The organism is Pectobacterium peruviense, assembly GCF_003312355.2.
GTDB lineage: Bacteria > Pseudomonadota > Gammaproteobacteria > Enterobacterales > Enterobacteriaceae > Pectobacterium > Pectobacterium peruviense.
This window is the reverse complement of record NZ_CP161826.1, coordinates 3056204-3076166: the sequence shown is the minus strand read 5'-3', so window position 1 is coordinate 3076166 and position 19963 is coordinate 3056204. Positions and strand designations below refer to the sequence as shown.

At 47.4% G+C, this 19963-nt stretch carries 10 protein-coding genes; 4 read left to right on the top strand and 6 right to left on the bottom strand.

Annotated features, from left to right (window positions below; all coding sequences use genetic code 11):
- Positions 1–10 precede the first annotated feature (10 nt).
- Together DUT67_RS13985 and DUT67_RS13980 are read left to right on the top strand one after the other, a co-directional pair.
- Entirely contained in the window at positions 11–6007 is a 5997-nt protein-coding gene (locus DUT67_RS13985) for a DEAD/DEAH box helicase (RefSeq protein WP_113631746.1), read from the top strand.
- Positions 6008–6012: 5 nt separating this feature from the next.
- Entirely contained in the window at positions 6013–7167 is a 1155-nt protein-coding gene (locus DUT67_RS13980) for a PD-(D/E)XK nuclease family protein (protein WP_189339468.1), read from the top strand.
- A 167-nt stretch (positions 7168–7334) separates the two neighbouring features.
- Here the strand turns inward: DUT67_RS13980 and DUT67_RS13975 are convergent, their stop codons facing one another.
- Positions 7335–7478 (bottom strand): hypothetical protein, encoded by a 144-nt coding sequence (locus DUT67_RS13975; protein WP_223254573.1) that lies wholly within the window; start codon positions 7476–7478, stop codon positions 7335–7337.
- Between the two features lie 60 nt (positions 7479–7538).
- Between DUT67_RS13975 and DUT67_RS13970 the strand changes: the two genes are divergently transcribed.
- Together DUT67_RS13970 and DUT67_RS13965 are read left to right on the top strand one after the other, a co-directional pair.
- Positions 7539–7703, top strand: a complete 165-nt coding sequence (locus tag DUT67_RS13970) for a hypothetical protein (RefSeq protein WP_189339476.1) — start codon at positions 7539–7541, stop codon at positions 7701–7703.
- 480 nt (positions 7704–8183) lie between these two features.
- The gene (locus DUT67_RS13965) at positions 8184–9131 is read left to right on the top strand and encodes an ArdC family protein (RefSeq protein ID WP_113631744.1); all 948 of its coding nucleotides are present in this window, start codon (positions 8184–8186) and stop codon (positions 9129–9131) included.
- Between the two features lie 657 nt (positions 9132–9788).
- On the opposite strand, the gene DUT67_RS13960 is transcribed toward DUT67_RS13965, so the two are convergent.
- The 5 genes from DUT67_RS13960 to DUT67_RS13940 form a co-directional block, all read right to left on the bottom strand.
- Entirely contained in the window at positions 9789–12188 is a 2400-nt protein-coding gene (locus tag DUT67_RS13960) for an adenosine deaminase (RefSeq protein ID WP_113631743.1), read from the bottom strand.
- 32 nt (positions 12189–12220) lie between these two features.
- On the bottom strand, positions 12221–15073 hold the full coding sequence (locus DUT67_RS13955) for an archaeal ATPase (protein ID WP_113631816.1): 2853 nt from the start codon (positions 15071–15073) through the stop codon (positions 12221–12223).
- 676 nt (positions 15074–15749) lie between these two features.
- Positions 15750–16799 (bottom strand): site-specific DNA-methyltransferase, encoded by a 1050-nt coding sequence (locus tag DUT67_RS13950; RefSeq protein ID WP_113631742.1) that lies wholly within the window; start codon positions 16797–16799, stop codon positions 15750–15752.
- Entirely contained in the window at positions 16792–17595 is an 804-nt protein-coding gene (gene mobC, locus DUT67_RS13945) for a MobC family replication-relaxation protein (RefSeq protein ID WP_113631741.1), read from the bottom strand. The genes DUT67_RS13950 and mobC overlap by 8 nt, the downstream gene beginning before the upstream one ends.
- Before the next feature lie 8 nt (positions 17596–17603).
- Positions 17604–19340 (bottom strand): type IV secretory system conjugative DNA transfer family protein, encoded by a 1737-nt coding sequence (locus DUT67_RS13940; protein ID WP_113631740.1) that lies wholly within the window; start codon positions 19338–19340, stop codon positions 17604–17606.
- Between the last annotated feature and the right edge of the window lie 623 nt (positions 19341–19963).

The following is a 19963-nucleotide window of genomic DNA, read 5'->3' as shown; positions in this document are numbered from 1 at the left end:
AGGGCATTTTATGAATAACCCACTGGAATCATTTGAATCAATAAGGGATTTTTACATCACCTATCTTGAAACTGCTTTTCGTATAGGTTCTCCCGATATTCAGGCATACCGACGTAGCTTACTGGAACAGCAAGGCACATTGTGTGCAGATCTTTTTCTGGAACCAATGCCAAGATATCAGGATTATGGTTTAACCATCAGCGATTTACATAATGTGGCTGAAGGCGAGGAATGGCTGCCAGGATTTACCGAGCAACAAAGGGTCGCATTTATCGACCTTTGTTTGGGAGGGCTTTTGCCTCGTGATAAAGCCGACTCCACCAAAGGACGTTTTAAACTCTATACCCACCAGCTAGATATGCTGAAAAGAGGTGTACAGCCTGCAATGCCGGGCATCGTCACATCAGGAACGGGGTCAGGTAAAACGGAATCCTTTCTGCTGCCAGTTCTGGCTCAAATTGTGAAAGAAGCGAGTGGCTGGCCGAAAAGTCCCATGCTTAAACGCTGGCAGCCGTGGTGGCATAGTGAAGTAAATACTCAGCCTACGTTTATGCGTGAGGCAGAAGCATCAGCACGGCCAAAAGCCGTGCGGGCGCTAATTTTGTACCCAATGAACGCACTGGTTGAAGATCAACTGGTGCGTATGCGTCGGGCGCTTGATTCCCGCGAAGCACATGACGCGATGGATTTACACCTAGGCTGTAACCGTATCTTTTTTGGTCGTTATACTGGCGCAACGAAAGTCACAGGCTGGTTAAACCACCCCCGGCCGGGGAGCGAAGAAAAAGAGAAAAAAGAGAAAAAACGTGTTGCTGGTAAAATCACTGAATTGCGCGAATATCTGCAATCCGCTGAAGACACGCACCGGGAAGCTGTGCGGCAGGGAAGCCGGGATCATGACGATAACCTGCAATTCAATTTCCCCGGCGTATCAGGTGGGGAGATGCTTAGCCGTTGGGAAATGCAAAAATCACCGCCGGACATACTGATTACTAACACCAGCATGCTCTCTACGATGCTGGTACGAGAGATTGACGATCCGATTTTTGACCAAACCCGAGAATGGATTGAACGCGATCCTGACGCTTATTTTTATCTTGTCCTTGACGAACTGCATCTTCAGCGCGGTACGGCAGGGACCGAAGTCAGTTATTTGCTCAAGCATCTCATTAACCGTCTAGGACTGGATCAGGAACAGCACCGACATAAGCTGCGTATTCTGGCATCCAGTGCCTCACTGCCCGTTGATGGCCCAGAAGGTAAGAAAAGCGTTGAGTATTTATGGGGGATGTTCGGTCAGCGAGGACTGCCAGTGGGTGCAGCAGCCAAAGACTGGGCCGATTGCGTGGTGAATGGCGCCATGGTTGCTCCAACACAGGATAATACGCTGCATTTTCACGGCGATCTCAACGATTTTTGCGATACGGTAAAACAGCTACAGGGATCCTCACTGCCATCTTTGCAACACTGGTCAAATGTTGCCCGAAGTATGGGGGGCTATCATGACGAGCCGTGTATGGAAAACCTGGCTCAAAGGGTTGTTGTTCAGGCCGCCTGTATGCTTGAAAACGGTTGCTATACTGGTGGAAAGTCTCCGCGTGCTACATCAATAACTGCTCTGGCAGAGCGTTTATTCCCCTCCCATTCCGCAGGACGTGAGGGGATTCGTGCATTAATATGGTTACGTGCTGCTACTGATAGCTGGCCTGAGTGGTTTTCACATCCCTTTCCAGACGATATTCCATTGCCACGTTTTCGCGCCCATGCGTTTTTACGGGCGCTGGAAGGATTATATGCAGCACCGCTACCTTCCCCCTCAAGCGCATCAACAGAAGAAAGAGATCAGCACTTTTTTGCCGATCTGACGGTTGAGTCTGGCCTGCGTTATGGCGAGCGTCACTATGACAACAAAAAATCACGACGCGTAGAATTACTCTACTGTGAGTGTTGCGCCACACTATTTTTTGGCGGCAAACCCTCTGCTTTCTCGGCGACGGATAGCCGTATAGAGCTTTTACCCAACGATCCCGATATCGATCAACTACCTGAACATGCTAAATCCGTTATGGTCGAACGACGTTCCGCCGAAGAATATGCGTTGTTTATGCCGACCGTCGATCGATTCTGGCCCAGAGGAGAAGGAACTCCAGTCGATGAGGACTCTTTTGGCAAGTGGATTAAGGCCGGTTACGATCCGTTTACTGCGGCGATTCAACATGCGTTATCACCTATAAGACCGATTGGACAAACACATATTGCAGGTTGGTTCTATTATGTCCAATCGGGTGATTTTACCTCGAAGAAAAGAGGCCAGTCGTCCAGTCAGTCACCGGGGAGTGCGCTGCCTTTCCAGTGTCCAGCATGTGGTACGTCGTATAAATACGGTAAAGGCAAACTATCGCCTATTCGCGGTTTTCGTGTCGGCTTTGCGAAAACCACGCAGCTCCTGGCCAGTACATTGATGGCAGAATTACAGCGCTCCGGCGATCGGGAACGTCTGGTCACATTTTCTGACAGTCGGCAGGATGCTGCCAATGCGGCGCTCGATTTGGAGTCAGGTCACCATGATGATGTTCGCCGTGAGATTGTTGTGCGCTCGCTTAAGGAACTGTCAGCGAGTCAGTGCTCCCATAAAGAAGTGGTTATACAGTTAGAACAACTTAATAAACGAAGAAAAGAACTAATTAGCAAAGAGATTAAAGAGGGGCGGCTCTCAGCGGAAGAAGACAAAGAATTAGGGCAGCTTTTTGGCGAAAAAGAGCGGCTGAATGACTTATTGCTACTGCCACAGGCAGACAGCGTATCGCTGAGCAGCATACTGGAGCCTGAAGCACCAATCGCAGGCAACGGCCTTAATCCTCTGTTGGCGACGTTAGTTGACGCGGGTATTCATCCTACCGATCGAACAGGAATATCTCCTGTTCCTGACCCCTCAAAACAAAAACATGATGAAGAAACTATCACTTTTGCATGGCAGCAATTATTTGAAAAAAACAAACAGGCCAAATGGTGTTGGAAGAAACATCCTTCCTATGAGGATAATCTGGACGTTGCCCGGAAGGAAATCTCCCGCGACCTGAAACAACTGGTCGGGGAAAGCGTGTTCAGTAAAACCTATTTTGCACTGGAAGAAGCAGGATGGGGTTATCCCTGCCTTCCTCTGGCTGACAGCTGCACGCGGGAACAGTTGGCTGTCTATGACGCTATGCTTCGCGTATTGGCGGATGCCTATCGAGTCACACCGTCCCAGTATACAACAACAGAAACGCGCTGGAATGTTGCAGACGATGTGAAGCCTAAAAATCGGTTACGCCGTTTTAGCGATGAGCTTTGTAACCACTCCAGAGTCAAGACATTATCGCTGATTGGCGACTTTCTGGTGCACCTCAAACGCTCTGGTCATCAGGGCGGCATTATCGACATTGGAAAAGTACACTTTCGTTTAGTAGAGGCTACCGCTCTTTTCTGGCGCTGTAGTCACTGTGGCCGCGTGCATTTGCACAAGGGGGCAAAACTTTGCACCCGCTGTTATGCGCCACTGCCTGAAACATCTTCTGGTAACGCGGGGGAATTACAAACCCAAAACTATCTCGGTAAACGTATATTGTATGCTTCCCGTATCAGTAGAATGCGTTCTGAAGAACTCACGGGAATGACGGGGAATCCGGCAGCGAGATTACGCCGTTTTAAAAGTATCCTGATTGCTGATGATGACGACATATTGCCAAAAGGGCTGGAGGACTTCGAACCTCATCCTGAGCTGGACAGAGCCGCCAGAGAGGTGGATGTACTCTCAGTTACCACCACGATGGAAGTGGGGGTTGATATTGGCGATCTACGCGCAGTTTTTCAGGCCAACATGCCGCCGCAACGTTTTAATTACCAGCAACGCGTAGGGCGAGCGGGACGACGTGGGCAGGCTTTTGCATTTGTATTAACGGCATGTCGCAGCAAGAGCCATGATTTATTTTACTTCCGTAACCCGGAAAAGATCACCGGGGATCTCCCTCCGCCACCTTTCTTAACTACTAAACTGGAAATGATCTGCCAGCGCTTAGTGCGCAAAATCTGGCTGGTGTCCGCTTTTAAGTGGCTCAGAGAGCAAGTAGTGGATTCGGGTCAGCCGTGGCCGGTTGATGGTGACAGACATAAACCCGACAATCACGGAGAGTTTTTTCAGGTCCATTGGCTAAAAGAACATCAGGCAAACTGGTTGCCGCGCATTCGTAACGCGCTGAAAGAAACCATCAACGCGCGTGATGAGTTTGCTCAAGCCTGCATGCAACAGGATGAAATATTCTACCGTACAATAATCCAGTATCTGACGCCGGAATGTCTAATACAAGATATAAAATCAGTACTGGACGACGACGCTATGGCAGGAAAGGGACTGGCCGAAGCGTTGGCCGAACAGGGAAAACTCCCTATGTACGGTATGCCAACCCGAACACGACTTCTGCTGACAAGGCCGGTGAGTACAGACGAACATGATATCCAGTTTGCCAGCATGGATCGCGATCTGGATATTGCGATTCAGGAATTTGCACCGGGAAAATATCTGGTACAGGACAAGCGCCGTTACTTTACTGCAGGCTATGCCGGAATGCTGAAGCAAAGCTACAAAAATCCGGCCGAATTTTTCACTGAAGCTGACGAACCGGGAGAGTGCAGGACGATGACCGTTTGCCCGGTGTGCAAAGTCTGGGTACTGGTGGGCTCGATGACCGCTGTATGCAGCGCCTGTGGTGGGGTCATGGATGGTGCTGAGCAATATTCGTGTTACGTACCCCACGGATTTATTACCACTTTGGAAGATAAATCTGCAAAAGAAGACTTTGACCAAAACCTGACGATGGTCAGCAGAGTATCTATTGCTGAAGCTTACTCAATTGAGAATGCAGTATCTGTACCTGATTCTAATGTTGCCATCCAGCTAAAATCCCAAACCTGCCTTAACAGGTTAAATCGTGGTGTTTATGCGGACAAAATATGGAGTGGTTTCAACGCGATACAAGGCAATCTAAGGGTTCCATTCAGAAAGGCGGGAGTATATCAGCCGCTTTGGGCAAACCACGTATGGGTAGACAGTAACCTTCTTGAGGCTGATTTATCACTTAAAAACCGCTTCACCCCTATGCAGGAAAGCCGAAAATCGTTTTATCTCTCGGCACCTAAAGTAACCGATTTACTGGCGTTGATGTTGGTTGATACTCCGGCGGACCTCCAGTTACAGTACTTGCAAGGCGCACTGACTCCTGCATTTCGGGCGGCCGCGCTATCTGCTTCTTTTATCATCGTCAACTATGCTTCAAAAGAGCTACTTGATATTGATCCGGAAGAAATTGAAATTCTGGAGCCTCGCGTACAAATTTTAAAAAACGGTATTTCTGCACCGATATTACAAATGGCCGATCGTCTGGTTAATGGTTCTGGATTATGCGAGCGACTACAGCAGATCGGGAGCTCTGGTTCTCCGATTGTTCTTGAAGTGATGAATGAGATTATCAATGACGAAGGATCCTATCCACTAAAAGAGTTTTTAGAACCGCAACATCGCGACGTATGTTTTCAGGCATGTTACTACTGCCTGCATCGGTACGGTAATCAGGCTTATCATGGCTTGCTTGACTGGCGTCTGGGACTTGATGTCATTCAACTACTTTTGGATAAAACCTATGATGCCGGACTACATGGAGATTTTTCATCCCCCGGCATCATTGACTGGACGGTTAATGCCAAACGACTGGCCGAAGAGGCATCATCTTTATTTAAGGGGAGTGAAGTAAAAATCGTGGGAAATATCCCACTGATAGGTATTAGCCCACAACGCTGGGCGGCAGTACTGCATCCTTTCTGGAGTTATGACGGGGTTTTTAAAGCTAATCCTGAACTTGAGGTGCTCTCGCTTGAGGAAGATATCGTATTTACAAACACCTTTGAGCTTTCTCGCCGTATGGGAACCGTGATGGCAAAACTGTGCACACCACCTCCTTCGAGCGGAAAATGAATATAATGACGTTGGAGCGTACCCGACCGGCGCTCCCCTCTAAGCTAGGCGTATTTATTACCTGCCCAATGAGGTATTTGCTGGAAAGCGAGCAGCATTCTTTCCGGTGTTTGCCTTTGCCTCCTCAGGCTGTTCTGGGGAGTGCCGTGCACAGACTGGCTAACACGTTGCAAAAAAGGAGCGAGAATGATCCCGAATCAATCATCCAGAGGCTTGAAAACGATGTTGTGGCGACCTTGATAAAGACTCAGCAAGGAACACTGGCGCTATGGGTCTGGGAACACTATGGCATTGCAGGATTAGTATCGCGTCAGGCGTTGATCAAATACATTCGTTACGCCAAATCGCTTGTTCCTCCGGTTGCTGGACGGGTTGGACATTTGCCAGATATGATAAAAATGCGGGACAGTATTATTCCGATAGGCCGGGAAAAACTGCTGAAAAGTATTTGTTTCGATATGCTGGGACGTGCCGATCTTATTTACCGAAAAGAAACCGGGCAGATACGGGTTGTTGACTTTAAAACCGGCGAAGTGAGAGACGAAAAAAAACAGCCGAAAGAAGAATATCTGTTACAAATAGCGGCATATGGCATGATGGTAAAAGAGCTGGCTCCTGATATCAATATTGAACTGGAACTAGCCGGAATGGGGGATAGCTGGACCGGTGTATTGGATAATAGCCTGCAAGAATGCGTCAATCGTGTTCTTGTCTCATTTAATGAAATATTACCGCGTAATACTTCTTTTTCTGCACTTAATATAGCTCAGCCGAGTGGGCATTGTGTTCAGTGTGCAGGCCGTTGCTCGTGCCCGGTTTACTCAAAAAATTTATGTCATTTCATGCAACAACCCTGCCCTGGCGATCGTCATTTTAGCATCGATATTCATGGGCGATTACTGGAGGTTGAGATGGATAATAATTTTACGACTCTACGGCTCCTACTTCCTGATGGTTATATGGCAAAAGTATTTCATATTCCGACGCGATTTATTCCTGAGTCTAATGAGATGATAGGTAGCGACGTGACTCTGTATGGATTGAATGTCTTTGGCGATAGTTCGGAAAATAAAATCCCACGAAATTTTTATGTTGTGGATACTCAGGAACCCAGAAGATCGGCATTTCAGTTTTGCCTGCAATGGAAGAAAAATCACTAAATATTGTCTCGAAAAATAATAGAGGAAAGCAGAGGGGTTTATTAAGAATGCTTAACAGACATAATAATTATATACTCTATGGTTCGATTTTTTTTCTGCGATCCACTTTCCAGTAATTTTCTTGCCGCTCATCATCAATCGCAGTTTCCTTACCCGCGCCTGCAAAATCAGGGGGCGGGATTGGCATCCTGACTAACTTCATCGACGACACAAGGCGTTAGCGCTTTTTTGTGTCGTGCGAGCCAGGCGGGGGCGTCGTAAGACGTGCCGGTGTCGATGAGGCCGGTAATGCCAACTCCGTCCGGTCCCACTATCCCTGAAATTGGCATTTCTGCTGGCGGTAATAAACATTACTCATCGGAGGTTGCCCTATGGCTACAATCCTCACCCCTGACTGCGATTTAACCGATCTATTGTCCGTTCCCTTCAACGTCGCTACGGATCTCACCGTCCTGGCCGACTATGGCGCGCACTTCGCCGAAACTCTGATAGAAACCGACGATCTGGCGCGGGGAACTGAGGATAATACCTGTTGAGACCCTGAGTAGGATGCTCCGGTTACTGCGGAGTGAAATCTCTCACCCCGGATCCGAGTGGTGGTAGATAGACTGTAGGCGGTGCTCAATAAGGAGACGGCCTAGACCAGGTTATGATTGATGCCGGAACGAGACAATTTAAGAACAAACCATCCCGGTTATCAGGATCGTTTCGCCCGACAGAAAAACATGCTATCACCAACAAGAAATTCCTGTCAGTGCCAATCCCCGACTCATTACCACCAGTCTATTTTCACCGCGGCGAACCAAGGGGCGCTACGTCCGGCTATACAGGGGTGGTTTTTTCTCCCGCGTGATTTCCGTTCTCGTATCAGCTTCCGGTTAATCGTTTCCCAGCACAACCCGTCCCGCAAGGGTAAATGGCACGCATTCTGCGCCTTTGCGTGCCGGAACGATGCCGGGAAAGCGAACCGTCAGGCGATACGAAGACGAAAATTACACCACTGACGGAGAAAAGACATGAACATTTCCCTGCATACCACCCAGACTAGCGCCCCTAACACCGCAGTGGCGACCAGCGTATCCCCGCTGGAGCAGTCAGGCTCCTCAAAAACGAAATTTTCTCAAACCAGAACAGATATTTATCAGACCATCACTGACAACATTATTGTAGCGCTTGAAGCCGGTGTAAAACCGTGGTCTTGCCCGTGGCAACGAGTGTCGGGCATGTCTGGGTTGCCTTCCAACTTCGCAACCGGCATCGCGTATAGCGGAATCAATATCATGCTGTTGTGGTGCAGCGCGTCAAAACAGGGCTTTGATGATTCACGCTGGATGACCTACAAACAAGCACAGGCAGTAGGCGGACAGGTTCGCAAAGGTGAGCACGGTACTACAGCTATTTTCTATACAACCTTAGAGAAGGAAAACGAAGACGGCGAAATTGACCGGATCCCGATGCTGAAAACCTTCAACGTGTTCAATATTGAACAAATTGATGGTCTTCCGCTGACAACTGAAACAGTCAGCTCAGAAGAAACCTTTGACCCTTTGCCTGAGGCTGAAAATCTGTTCCGGAATAGCGGCGCAAACATTATCGAGCAAGGACAAAACGCCTTTTTCCAACCCTCAACTGATGAAGTCTGGCTACCGAAGCGCCAACTGTTTTCAGATGCACCTAATTTCTACGCTACCGCCCTGCATGAGTTGGTGCACTGGAGTGGTGGCAAAGGCCGCCTGAATCGTAAGATTAAAGGTAAATTTGGCAGTGAGGATTATGCTTTTGAGGAGTTGATCGCCGAGTTGGGAAGCGCGTTCCTGATGGCGGATTTGGGGATGGTCGGAGAGGTCCAGCACGAAAGCTATATTGCTTCCTGGCTGAATGCACTGAAAAACGACAAACGCTATATTTTCAAAGCTGCCAGTGCGGCATCAAAAGCGCATCGTTATTTAATGGATAAAGCCTGAGGGCAGGGGCAAGAAGCCGCAATGGCATGTGGCTTAAAGCAGTGGGCGAAGTAGGTGTGGTGCTAGGGGGTATTATTCCACTGCGAATTTTCCTGGCACCAGATGCCAGGAAAATTCGCAGGCTGCGGGGCGGGCGGCAAAGAGCCCGTCAACCCTTTAAATGTATTGGCTCAGACTTGATCTGGCTGTGTTCTCTATTAAAACACGATTCATCCTGACAGTCGGCAACGAGCGAGAAGCGGACGTTAACGTTCAATGCAGCGTGCGGCAAAGTAGTCCGATTGGCTTGTTTTGTTATGTGCCGAACTCATTGTGCGCTCTGAGTATCCGGTGTGCCCGTCTAATTGTTCGTTAGCTATTGTAACTCATTAAGATATATAGAATTGATAAATAGCCTAATTTAGGGGCCTTGGCGGCGTGGCACCGTTGACCCAAGGCCATTTGCGGGTGATATCAATAGCTTCTTTGATACAGATTGCAATGAAAGGCCATATGCATAGACGACAAAACTCTCTCCCAGGCTAACAAGCAAAATGATCTTCGGGAGTTAAATGTCGACCGAGAAACATATTTCCCAGCTCCGCGACAATATCTTATAGAGGGGTACCAATGAGCCCTGCGGGTCTTGAACAATTACAGAATCTCGATGTATACATGCTAGCTGACATCATGAAAGCGATAAATCCGCCCATTCTCGTTCACCTCTGCCACCTTTCTCAAAGCCTCCGCTGGCGACAAACCGAACTTTCGGGTTAACACAACGAACAAATGATAGAACTCGGATTTCAAATCCGCTGCAAAGATCCCCGGATCATCAGATCCCAAACAAATAGACATAGGGACGTCACCTTCAACCGCCTCACCCGGCAAGCCTATCCAGCGAAAGATATGATGTTCGCTGACATCTCGATACTGACTTATGCGAGTATTGCTGGTTGGAGGGCATTCTATCGCAATGTTTCGGTCTGCCATTTTTGCCATTACAGCTTGTTGTAATGCAATAACTGCTTCATCCGGCAAATATTCCAGGGCAACTTCAACATATTCAGCACGCTGCTTTTGCGCATTGTCAGATGTAAGCCATTGCTTATACAACTTCAGCGGCCTTTTAATACCTGCCGTTTCAGCCAACTCTCTGGCGCGCTCGTACTCTTCCAACCATAGGGATCTGGGTTTTAATGGCCCATCCAGTTCACCCAGTAGGCCTTCCGATTCAGCCAACATCCCCCGCAACTCAAACACCTGATCAAGGGTGGTAATCGAAATTTCTTCTTCCAGTGAAAATACCTCATGGGCCAAATGAACCGCTTCAATCGCTGCATCACTAGCGTAACGCAGCAGTTCCGGATGACTTCGAAGTTCCCGCCAGATAAATATCAAATCGAGCAGTCGCGTTTCTTTGGTCATGGACAAAGACAATGGCAAAGAGCGTTTCCAGATGCCAGGTGTGATGCCAATCGCCGTGCAGTGACCAAGACGGTCGCCATTCCGCAACGGCAAAAACCTCAAGGCATCATCAATTGATCGAATACCACTGATCAGATGCGGGAAGTCCTCGCCAACATGATAGGTAAAATGAGCAACACCCGATTTAGCCAGCACCCTGAACAAAGGTCCAAACAACTCTGGTGGAGCATGCATCTCATTAGCAGCAGCATCCACTCCTCGAATCCAGCGTGTTAAGCGCGGCTCATGCTTCAGCATGTCCATCAAGATAGCGGCCTGATTCTTCAGGTCCTTGAATAGTAATGCGTAAGGATAAACCTCTCCCTTTTTTGGCTTTCTTTTGATAAAGTGCGGCACTAGCGCCAGCTCTGCACACTTGCCATTAGTTTCAACCCGTTCGAGATTATCGAGTACTTGCGACACAGTCAGCGGCTTATCATGCACCCATTCAAGAGGCATATGAGCACTCAGGTATTCCCAATACCCTCTTAACACACTGAAGATCAATTTTTGCATTTTGCTGGGGTCGCTCTTCGGAGCAAAACGTCCTTCCAGATAACGCACCTGAGAATACACACCGGCGCCATGCGCATGTTTGAAACGAGACAAATAAGATTTCTCGGTTTCTTCTCTCAGCTCCGTCATGGTGTATTTCTGGAACTGATCAAAACCGAAAAAATCGTCTCGCTGAACCAGTAAGGTCAGGTACTGATTTTGAATCAGAAGGTAAATCCAAAGCAGTCGTTCCAATCCTTCGGGCGCACCATACCGCCATTTTTCCAACAACGCGGTTAGCCAGCAAAATTCAGACTCCTGACTGTATTTGTCGTCAGTTGGCCAAACCGTCGCAAACCCATACTCCTGGTCATAATGCAGAATTGTGCTATCCGCTAACTGCTGCGGATTCTGCATTGATGCTATCCACTCTGGTAACTCAACGCCCTGGGCGACCCGACAAAGAATTTCGCGAATATTGCTAGCGATTTGCAAACGATCCTTGAAGATTTCAGGCGTCAGAGAGGGGTCAATCTGGGCGCAGAGTTGTTTCATCTCTTGAGATGCCCAGCCCTTATCAAAATCTCTGATGCTAACTTCTGGGTGCTTGAGTGCATCCAGCCAACACTCTTCCGCACTGGTACTGCCATTCAGATGTTGGTGAGTTTCGTGTAGGCGTTCGCGGGTAATGTAGTCCTCAACCGTCGGATGATATGGGTATAAGGGCCAGCGAAAACTATATTCCTGGCTGGCAGGCCCAGAGTTAAAGACCTGATGACACGCCATAATTGGCAGGCACGACACTCGGCTCATCAGCGTTTGCCATTCCGAGAACAAAGCAAGATCGGTTCTAGGTCCGTCTTTCTCGTTTTTAACAAATTTTTCAGCGATTAGGCGCAAGGCCGCTACTGGACCAAGTTTCATATTTCGCTGTTTGAGTCGCTGTTCCAGGGATGACCAAGCCGACTTGGCTACATGATCAGGCAAACTACGCGTTTGTTCGTATTGAGTAAGGAACACGGATGACTCCACCCTGTCATCAAGTGATATCTCATTTAACGAGACGGTGCTCAGCCGATCCAACAGCAATGCCGAGTTAAGAAGAAACCTTTCCATACCCAATCCTTATACGAAGGCCATTATTATTTTTATACGTTGTCACTTATTGAAGGCAACTTAGTTTTCCTAGCTGGTGTAGCCTTATCGTATGATGCTCCAACGATTGTGGAAGAATTCAGGGATGTTATAGTGTTTTGAGACGCCTGCTGTTTAATGCTTCTTTTTCGATTATCATTTTCAGATAAATAATCCCATTCTTCTTCGGAAAGTAATTTATCGCCAACAATCTCACCAATCAGTTTAAGGAAACTTACTTCCTTGCTCAGTGCTTTGGCTGAACAATTAACCCCCCCTACAGGAAAAATGAACGGATGTAGAATTGGACAGCTAATTAATAAGAAAAACAATGGATGGGTATCTTTCCATTTTTTCTTATCCACTTTCAATTTTCCATTCATAACATTTATCTTTTTCTCAAACTCATCAACCGAAGTGACTGGATTTAGTCTTAACCCTTCACCAATATATTCCCCATTACTAACTGAATGATATAAACTCTCTTCAACCAATACCGCATGAAGAAAAGCCAAAACATTAAAACGCATAATTTTCGCAGCATTTGATTGACTGGCCATTAGTCCATGCTCTGCATCTTTATAGAGCCTGGTTTTATGCTGATCAGCCACATTATTAAGGTTGAAATAGAACCGAGTCCATACTTTACCAATCAAAAGTGCCGACGGACGAATTTCAATCTCAATTTCATTTACTTTATTAAGCCATTGCTCTACTTTTGTAATGGCATCAGAAAATTCCGATGTGCCATCCTGCTGATTGTCATCCTGTTGACTGTCATCAGTTGCTTCATCATCCATGGGATCAAGGTCAACATCCAAAACAGCAGCATCTTTATCCGCCCTTTTACTTGAGCCTTTCATTTCTGCACGAGCAGCAGCCTCGCTCCATGGGGGAACAATACATGTTGTCTGAGCTACAACTTTATTAAAAGCATTGGTAATGGCAGGTTTTTCACGACGACATGCAGAGATATCTGCAATGGCACCAATCAGATTAAAAACACTACTGAAATCCATAAGGTTATTTGAAGCTACCGTACTCAAGGAAGCCGCCATTGCGGCTTTTGCCAAACCATTTTCAGTATCAATGTTAAATTTTTTGTAACCCTCGGGCATCTTTTGGCGTGATTTACGATTTAACTGCACCATGCCAAGAAAAACGCCAACCTTTTCATCATTAGGGTTGTTGGCAACCACAGCACAACATCGATTAGCCCAATGTGAGGCGCTTTCAATTCTGCCAACAGACATATAAGCTACATATTCACTAACAATCTGGTCGAATTTTTCTCTATCATTTTCAGCCTGTGCTAACTCGGTCACAAATTGATTGAATATGCTGACGGAACCACAACCAACTAAAAGCATCTGTAAAAATTTAGACAGACTACCCTGACAGTTTTCACTTACCTGAGAGGCTAAGTAAATAGAGCAATTTCTTAATGCTTCACTTTCAGACTGAGGCCGCAAATAAAATCCGGTATTAAAATCACGATCCTGCTTTACATAGGTAAATATATCCTTACAGAGCGAATCCATACCAAATCGATGTTGTTCATAATTTAACCCAGCTCGATAAATGCTGCTTAGCATCGAACCATATAAGGCATTTCTAAGTAAATTCGGAACTGATAACTCATCAGATCTTTCATTGCTGCCTTGTTTACCATCATGTTTTACCGATGTAGCATGATATTTTTTGGTGTAGAAATCCTGAAGCACCTGCATCAACAACCGCACTGGCTGCTTCAGCAATTCATTCACATACATGTCTGCATCAGAGCCCTCTCTCAAATTAAGGCCTTCCCTAACAGCATCGCCAATCGCTTGCCGGACATCTATGGCAGCAATATCCTGCATGTCAAGCTTAGTTTTAACCTTAATATTCTCTTTACCGCCTTTTCCCTTTTCGCCGACCAGTTGCAACATAGTTTTCAGTTGAATACGCTTTTGTACCGGAAAAAGTTTTAATAAATATTGCTGTTCAAGGTGTTCAACCATATAGCCCCGCTCGGCTAAGCGGGCGCTCTCTTTTTCCTGATCGAGCAAAGTTTTGCTGTAATTTTCGTATTGCTTACCGCGAATCAATTGCGAATATAGCCGCAAGTCACCTGTCGCCACCACCAACAATTTCTGGCTATTAAAGAATTTACGAATAGATTCAAGTACATCCCACCCCGCTTCAAACTGAGTATCAATATCATCAAACGAGATCAAAATGGCCTTGCAGCCGAGAATTTCACATGCACGTTCAACCAGCTTCTCAAAGATTTCTGACAAATCCTGGCCACCAATGGAGTAATCAAGCTGGGCATCCAGCTTCAAAGCATCACTGAAATATTCCGGCTTATATTCCTTGTCTGTGAGCAGATGTAAACCACGCTGGAGCTGCGCAAGGTGATTCTGCCATTGTTCTTTTTGTTTTTTATGGTCATTCGACGACCAGCATCCTTTTAACTTGTCGGACACCATTTTATTCAGACGGGCAGTCACAGTGACCAAAATGGGTTCATGACGCGGCAACTTGGTAGGGTCGATGGTTGGCAAACACTTGATGCTGACATTGACATCACCTTTGTCACTGTTCAGAGATTTGACCACGCTATTGATAAAAGTGGTTTTACCCGCACCGCGAGTACCATCCACAAAAAATACATTACGACCGGACTCATCAATAAACCGCGTTAGCCCAGCAGACTTATCGGTTTCAGGAGAGGTAACCGAGTTCCGAATACTCTCGACCAACTGATCACGCAGAGATTTCTGAATGAGATCATCTTCTTTGGTACTGCCCGGAAGATTGGGCGCAAACAAGTTAATGATGATTTTTCCCTCGGTCGTTTCAGTCTGTACGCTGTCTATCATGTTCGTATCGATCCATTTTTTTGATTTTTTTGCCAGCCTGAGCATTAGACTGGTGCTTTAAATTTACACTGCGTTGATTTATGCAATGCTCATTGACCTTAGCTTCAATCAGTTCGTTGGGGCGCGCTTCGCCACGATCCATCCTACAAAACCACCTGCAGCGAAGGTAAAACTGACCACCTCATTCATTACCCCCATCCACGCGACTGAACGGTTCATTTTGTCGCGCAGACATTACTGTACGGAGTGTGGGACCGAGGGTAAAGCTTGACATGCTCATATCGTGTCGGCACACATCCACTAGTTCTAACAGATAATATACTAGCGTTAACTTATTGATAAATATTAACTACAATTGATTAATACTCCTGTTACTAACAGCGTGCTGGTATATTATTACTTTTTTCTGGCCATTTGTTTTTAGGTTGTTCTACCCTAAGTACCTAAATTGTCTTGACTTTGACCTTCTTCAGCAACAAATGAGTGTTGCCTGTTTATTTGCTCAACGCGAACCTGTTTTATGGCGAAAATAAACAACTATTAGTATTTACCCACATGAACAACCAATGTCTGCTTCTGGCACAAAGTTGCCAGTCAGATGAGGTAATGGCCTTGAACCATAAAAGTGTCAGCTCAAATCTGAGCTAACACACTCTTAGAGGCATTTAACCCGGCTTCAATTATCAATATCCCTTCCTGTATCACCTGAATGAGCAGTGGTACTCCGTGCTGCCGCAATACGCCCGCGAGCAATTTCCACATAATCCACTTCTCGCTCGATACCGATGAAACAGAAACCTTCCATCGCCGCAGCTTTGCCGGTGCTTCCACTCCCCATAAAGGGATCAAGTACAGTGCCGCCCGGAGGCGTAACCAGGCGGCAAAGGTAACGCATCAGTTCGGTGGGCTTTACACACGGATGATTGTTACCCTCACCACGGTCTTTTTTACTGGCTTTTGCACAATAAAAGAACCGACTGGCGCTGCTAATTTCTAGCTGTTGAGGGGTATCCCGGAATCTGGCAAGCACTGCGTCACTGCCATCATGGATAAGATTGGCTGGCCAGCGCCCAAAAGGGTTTCCTTGCTTAGCCATACCGCCATCACCTTTATTTCTGCCTCGCCACATGTGGTTAGGATCCGAACCACCCGGCCCATTAGGGTAATCATAGGGGGATTCTCCTTCTGCCAGAGGGATCCTGCACCTGCTGATGTTCAGAGTGCCGGTACTATGCTCGCATAGGTTCGATGCTATAGACCCCCTGAATGGCTTACGGGCAAGGGTAATCGGCTCCAGTGCGGGCTTTAACGCGTGGTGAGATTTAGGAAAACCCGAACCGTATACCCAGCCCAGCATTCCGTCACGTCCAAATGTCGCGTCCAGCAATTTGAGCTGATCCGACGATAAACTTTCGATGAGTACCCTGGCAGCATTATTGGTCTCGTAGAGAAATACAATCATGTCACGTATTTCAAAGCCCGCATCCTCAATACGCGCTGCCATCCGGTGTTGAGTGCGGGATCCCGCGAACGACATCAGATGACCGCCGGGTTTGATTACACGCAGACATTCTTTCCAGATGGCTTGTGAGGGGACATCATAGTCCCATGTCTTACCCATGAATTTAATACCATAGGGCGGGTCGGTCACTATGCTGTCCACAGAGTTGTCCGGCATACTGCGCAGTACGTCAAGGCAGTCACCATGAGTCAAAACGTCATGCATGGCAGTCCCTCCCGTCATCGCCACCCACTGATGAAGAGGGGGACTTCTGCTTATCACTGATACTATTTTCCAGTTCATCAATTGTGCGGAACAGAAACATCTCGCGGTTTTTCGCATCAAACGGAACGGGCACACTGTTTCTCATCACCGTCCTGATGCTGGCAAACAGCCTGATCAGCGACTCCTTGGTTTTATCATCCGGCATCACATACATCGCATAGTGCCAGCGCCCGGCGTCGCTGGCTGTCAGATGACTGCCAATAATACTGATGTAACGGGCGCGGGTTTTCATCGACCGCTCTGTTTCCACTGCGACGATGGCACCGCTGCTTAAGGTAATAATGCCATCAGGTCGGTGCCGGACACCCGGGTACCGCGACATAAACTCTCCCCGATCGCCGTTCAGCCAGCCTGTACCGCCTTTTTCTTCAAGCGCGATCCTGACCCGCTGGTTTAACAGTCGATGTTCCAGCGTCGAGTGTCTAAGTTTTCCCGGCTCAAAATAGGCGGGAAAAACGTTGTCACTAGCGCTAACCACCATTGCCAGTCCCTGCATGGTGATCCCCCACAATGATTTTTTCCCGGTCAATACCGGATACTCATGTTTATTCAGGAGACCCATTGCAACCGCTTTATTAAGCAGGTTATACATCGCATGGTTATGTTTTCCTTTATAACCGACAACTTTTTTTAAGGTCCGAAAATCAGAGAATGTTTCTTCCTTGAGAAAATACAGCAATGCCCGCATTCTCCGCTTTGCGGCTTCATTTCTTTCAGCAACGTTATGAACAAGCATTGATAGCCTCACAGGTTGATAGAGGGTTTGCGGGTCTGGCTTTCTTTTTCGGTATGCAGGTTTTGTTTATGTTCAAACGAAAGCAGGTCGATATATTGCTTTTTTACCGGTATGTGGAATAGTTTGGTTGCCTTCGCCAGATCATTCTGGGTAAAAACAAAACCAACAAATTTTGGGAGGTTAAGCAACATGTTGCTGTCTATATAATATCTCTCAGCCTGGCGGATCATCCTGTCAGTTTCTATTTTCTCCGTCAGGGAGATATCCGTTTTTACTTTCCTCATTTCATCATCAACCAGAATAGAGCCGGTCATTCTTGCCACCCAGTCGGCGGTATCCGGATCGCGGAGGCGATAAACCAGCATAAACTTGCAGTTCTCAATCACCGAACCGGCAACGGCATCACCCTCCAGATCTGCCGGGCAGTCATATAAATCTTTAACCGACTGGTGGGCCATGATGATATGCACGCCTTTATCTCTTGCCGCGCCAAGCCCCTCAAGCGCAGGGCGGGACAGGTGATACTTGAGTTCATCAAGGAAAATAGCGACAGGACGAGGTTTGCCTTTTATCCGGTCACGCGTTTCGGCTATCTGAATCAGGCGGGTTAATATCATGCGCTGAGCCGATATGATTTTCTGATTACGCATCGAGCCGATGATATAGCAGCATCCGCCCTTATCAAAAATGGTCTTTAATGAAAATCCGTTGCGGGCATTAATGGAATTCACTAAGGCAATTTCCTCAAGCTCACCATAAAAAGCAGGCACATCTTCACTAATGGATTTCACAAAATCAGTGTTAAATAAGTCGCATAACGTCATTCCCTTTTCATAAATAGCTGCCGTATTTCTGGCTGCACGGCGATCGGCGATACGGTAAAAGTCAGCGCCTTCGCCTTTTTTACCCAGGCTGAAACCGGCATTAAACAGCTCCTCCAGTTGTTCATGAGAAATATCAACCAGTAAATCAAGCTGGAAATGAAGGTCATTCAGGTTAATGAGGACAAATTGTTTTCCCGCTTTCTGACAGGCTTCCCGCAGTACATGCGGTGCCCATTCATCATTTTTAGGATCTTCGACAAATACGCCTTCACCTGAAAGTATTGCCTGATAAAGCAGCACACAGGCACTGACACCTTTGCCAGACCCTGTGGTGCCGATAAGGTCGGCGTGTTGAGTTTGAAATTCTTCAGTGGTGATATATTGCGGCTGATCATCTTTGTCCAGCCCGATAAAGATACCGTTATTCAGGTCAATATAATCCAGCGGATTATACGCAATGCTGTCAGGCAACATGTCCCTGACTTCACGAACATCCGTTCTGACATTTCTTTCCAGTTTACTTTTTTTAATCATCCGGTGTTTCAGACTGTCGACTTCTCCGGCCAGCAGCCTTCGGACAGTAATATGAAAAGCCAGACCGGCAAACGTAAATCCGACCGTCAGTATCCAGAGTGATAATCTGAGCAGAATGTTATTGTCGAGTACTTGAAAGAAAAAACTCAGCCCCTGAATAGTCAGCGGTGACAGGGTGCCGAATATGAAAAAGAAGGTGGATACACCCGCCACCGATTTTAACCAGAAGGGGGCATTTTTTCTTTCTTCACGTGGCAGATGAAAAATGAATGGCAGCGTCAGCCCGGCAAATATGGACAATATTACCGGGTTGTATTGCAGCCAGAGCAGAAAAAAAGAAAATGCATCCGAAAAGGCATTCAGCCTTTGCATCAGATGAGTTCCCATTGCAGTGATCTCCGGTCTGATTTCGGTGTGGCGGGCGCATCATATGGGCGTCACCGATGGACGTCACACCCCACGCCCATACGCGACGCTCATCGATGACGCCCATAAAAGGATGAAAAGCACTGAACGCCTCCGGCGCTCATGCCCGTTATCCGCGCTTTCAGAAAACAGCCGACCTGTGGTCGTCAGTCCCCTGAAACGCCCGAATGACGGGCAACGGCGTGTGACATTACGCTCGGGCTGGACGCTCTCACTGCATGTCACATGGGGGTAATGTCGTGGCTGGACGCCACGCCAAAACCCCCGAGGTCAAAGGCGGCACACCGTCGCCCGCTACGCGCGACCAACCCCTTTAAGACGGTCGCTTTCGCCTTTTTATTCCCTTTGCTCGTTCCTCGCAGCGTGAATAAAAGGGAAGCTGACCTTTAAAGGAGTTGGTCGCGCCACGCTACCGGCTTTTGGCCGGAGACTTAGCAGCGACGGTGTGCGGGGCTATGCCCCCCAAATAAACCGCTATCGTGGGCGATAGCTTTTCGCTCGCTGGGGCGGCGAAATTTATTCGGCTCCCCCGGTCTGCAAAATCCGCGTGGGCGCGGCTGTTTGCAGATGGGTTCGGCGACGCA

Excerpts from the sequence above, each read along its gene's own strand:
- DUT67_RS13985 (WP_113631746.1), top strand. The coding sequence starts at position 11 with ATGAATAACCCACTGGAATCATTTGAATCAATAAGGGATTTTTACATC.
- DUT67_RS13980 (WP_189339468.1), top strand. The coding sequence starts at position 6,013 with ATGACGTTGGAGCGTACCCGACCGGCGCTCCCCTCTAAGCTAGGCGTA.
- DUT67_RS13970 (WP_189339476.1), top strand. The coding sequence starts at position 7,539 with ATGGCTACAATCCTCACCCCTGACTGCGATTTAACCGATCTATTGTCC.
- DUT67_RS13965 (WP_113631744.1), top strand. The coding sequence starts at position 8,184 with ATGAACATTTCCCTGCATACCACCCAGACTAGCGCCCCTAACACCGCA.
- DUT67_RS13960 (WP_113631743.1), bottom strand. The coding sequence starts at position 12,188 with ATGGAAAGGTTTCTTCTTAACTCGGCATTGCTGTTGGATCGGCTGAGC.
- DUT67_RS13955 (WP_113631816.1), bottom strand. The coding sequence starts at position 15,073 with ATGATAGACAGCGTACAGACTGAAACGACCGAGGGAAAAATCATCATT.
- DUT67_RS13950 (WP_113631742.1), bottom strand. The coding sequence starts at position 16,799 with ATGCATGACGTTTTGACTCATGGTGACTGCCTTGACGTACTGCGCAGT.
- mobC (WP_113631741.1), bottom strand. The coding sequence starts at position 17,595 with ATGCTTGTTCATAACGTTGCTGAAAGAAATGAAGCCGCAAAGCGGAGA.
- DUT67_RS13940 (WP_113631740.1), bottom strand. The coding sequence starts at position 19,340 with ATGGGAACTCATCTGATGCAAAGGCTGAATGCCTTTTCGGATGCATTT.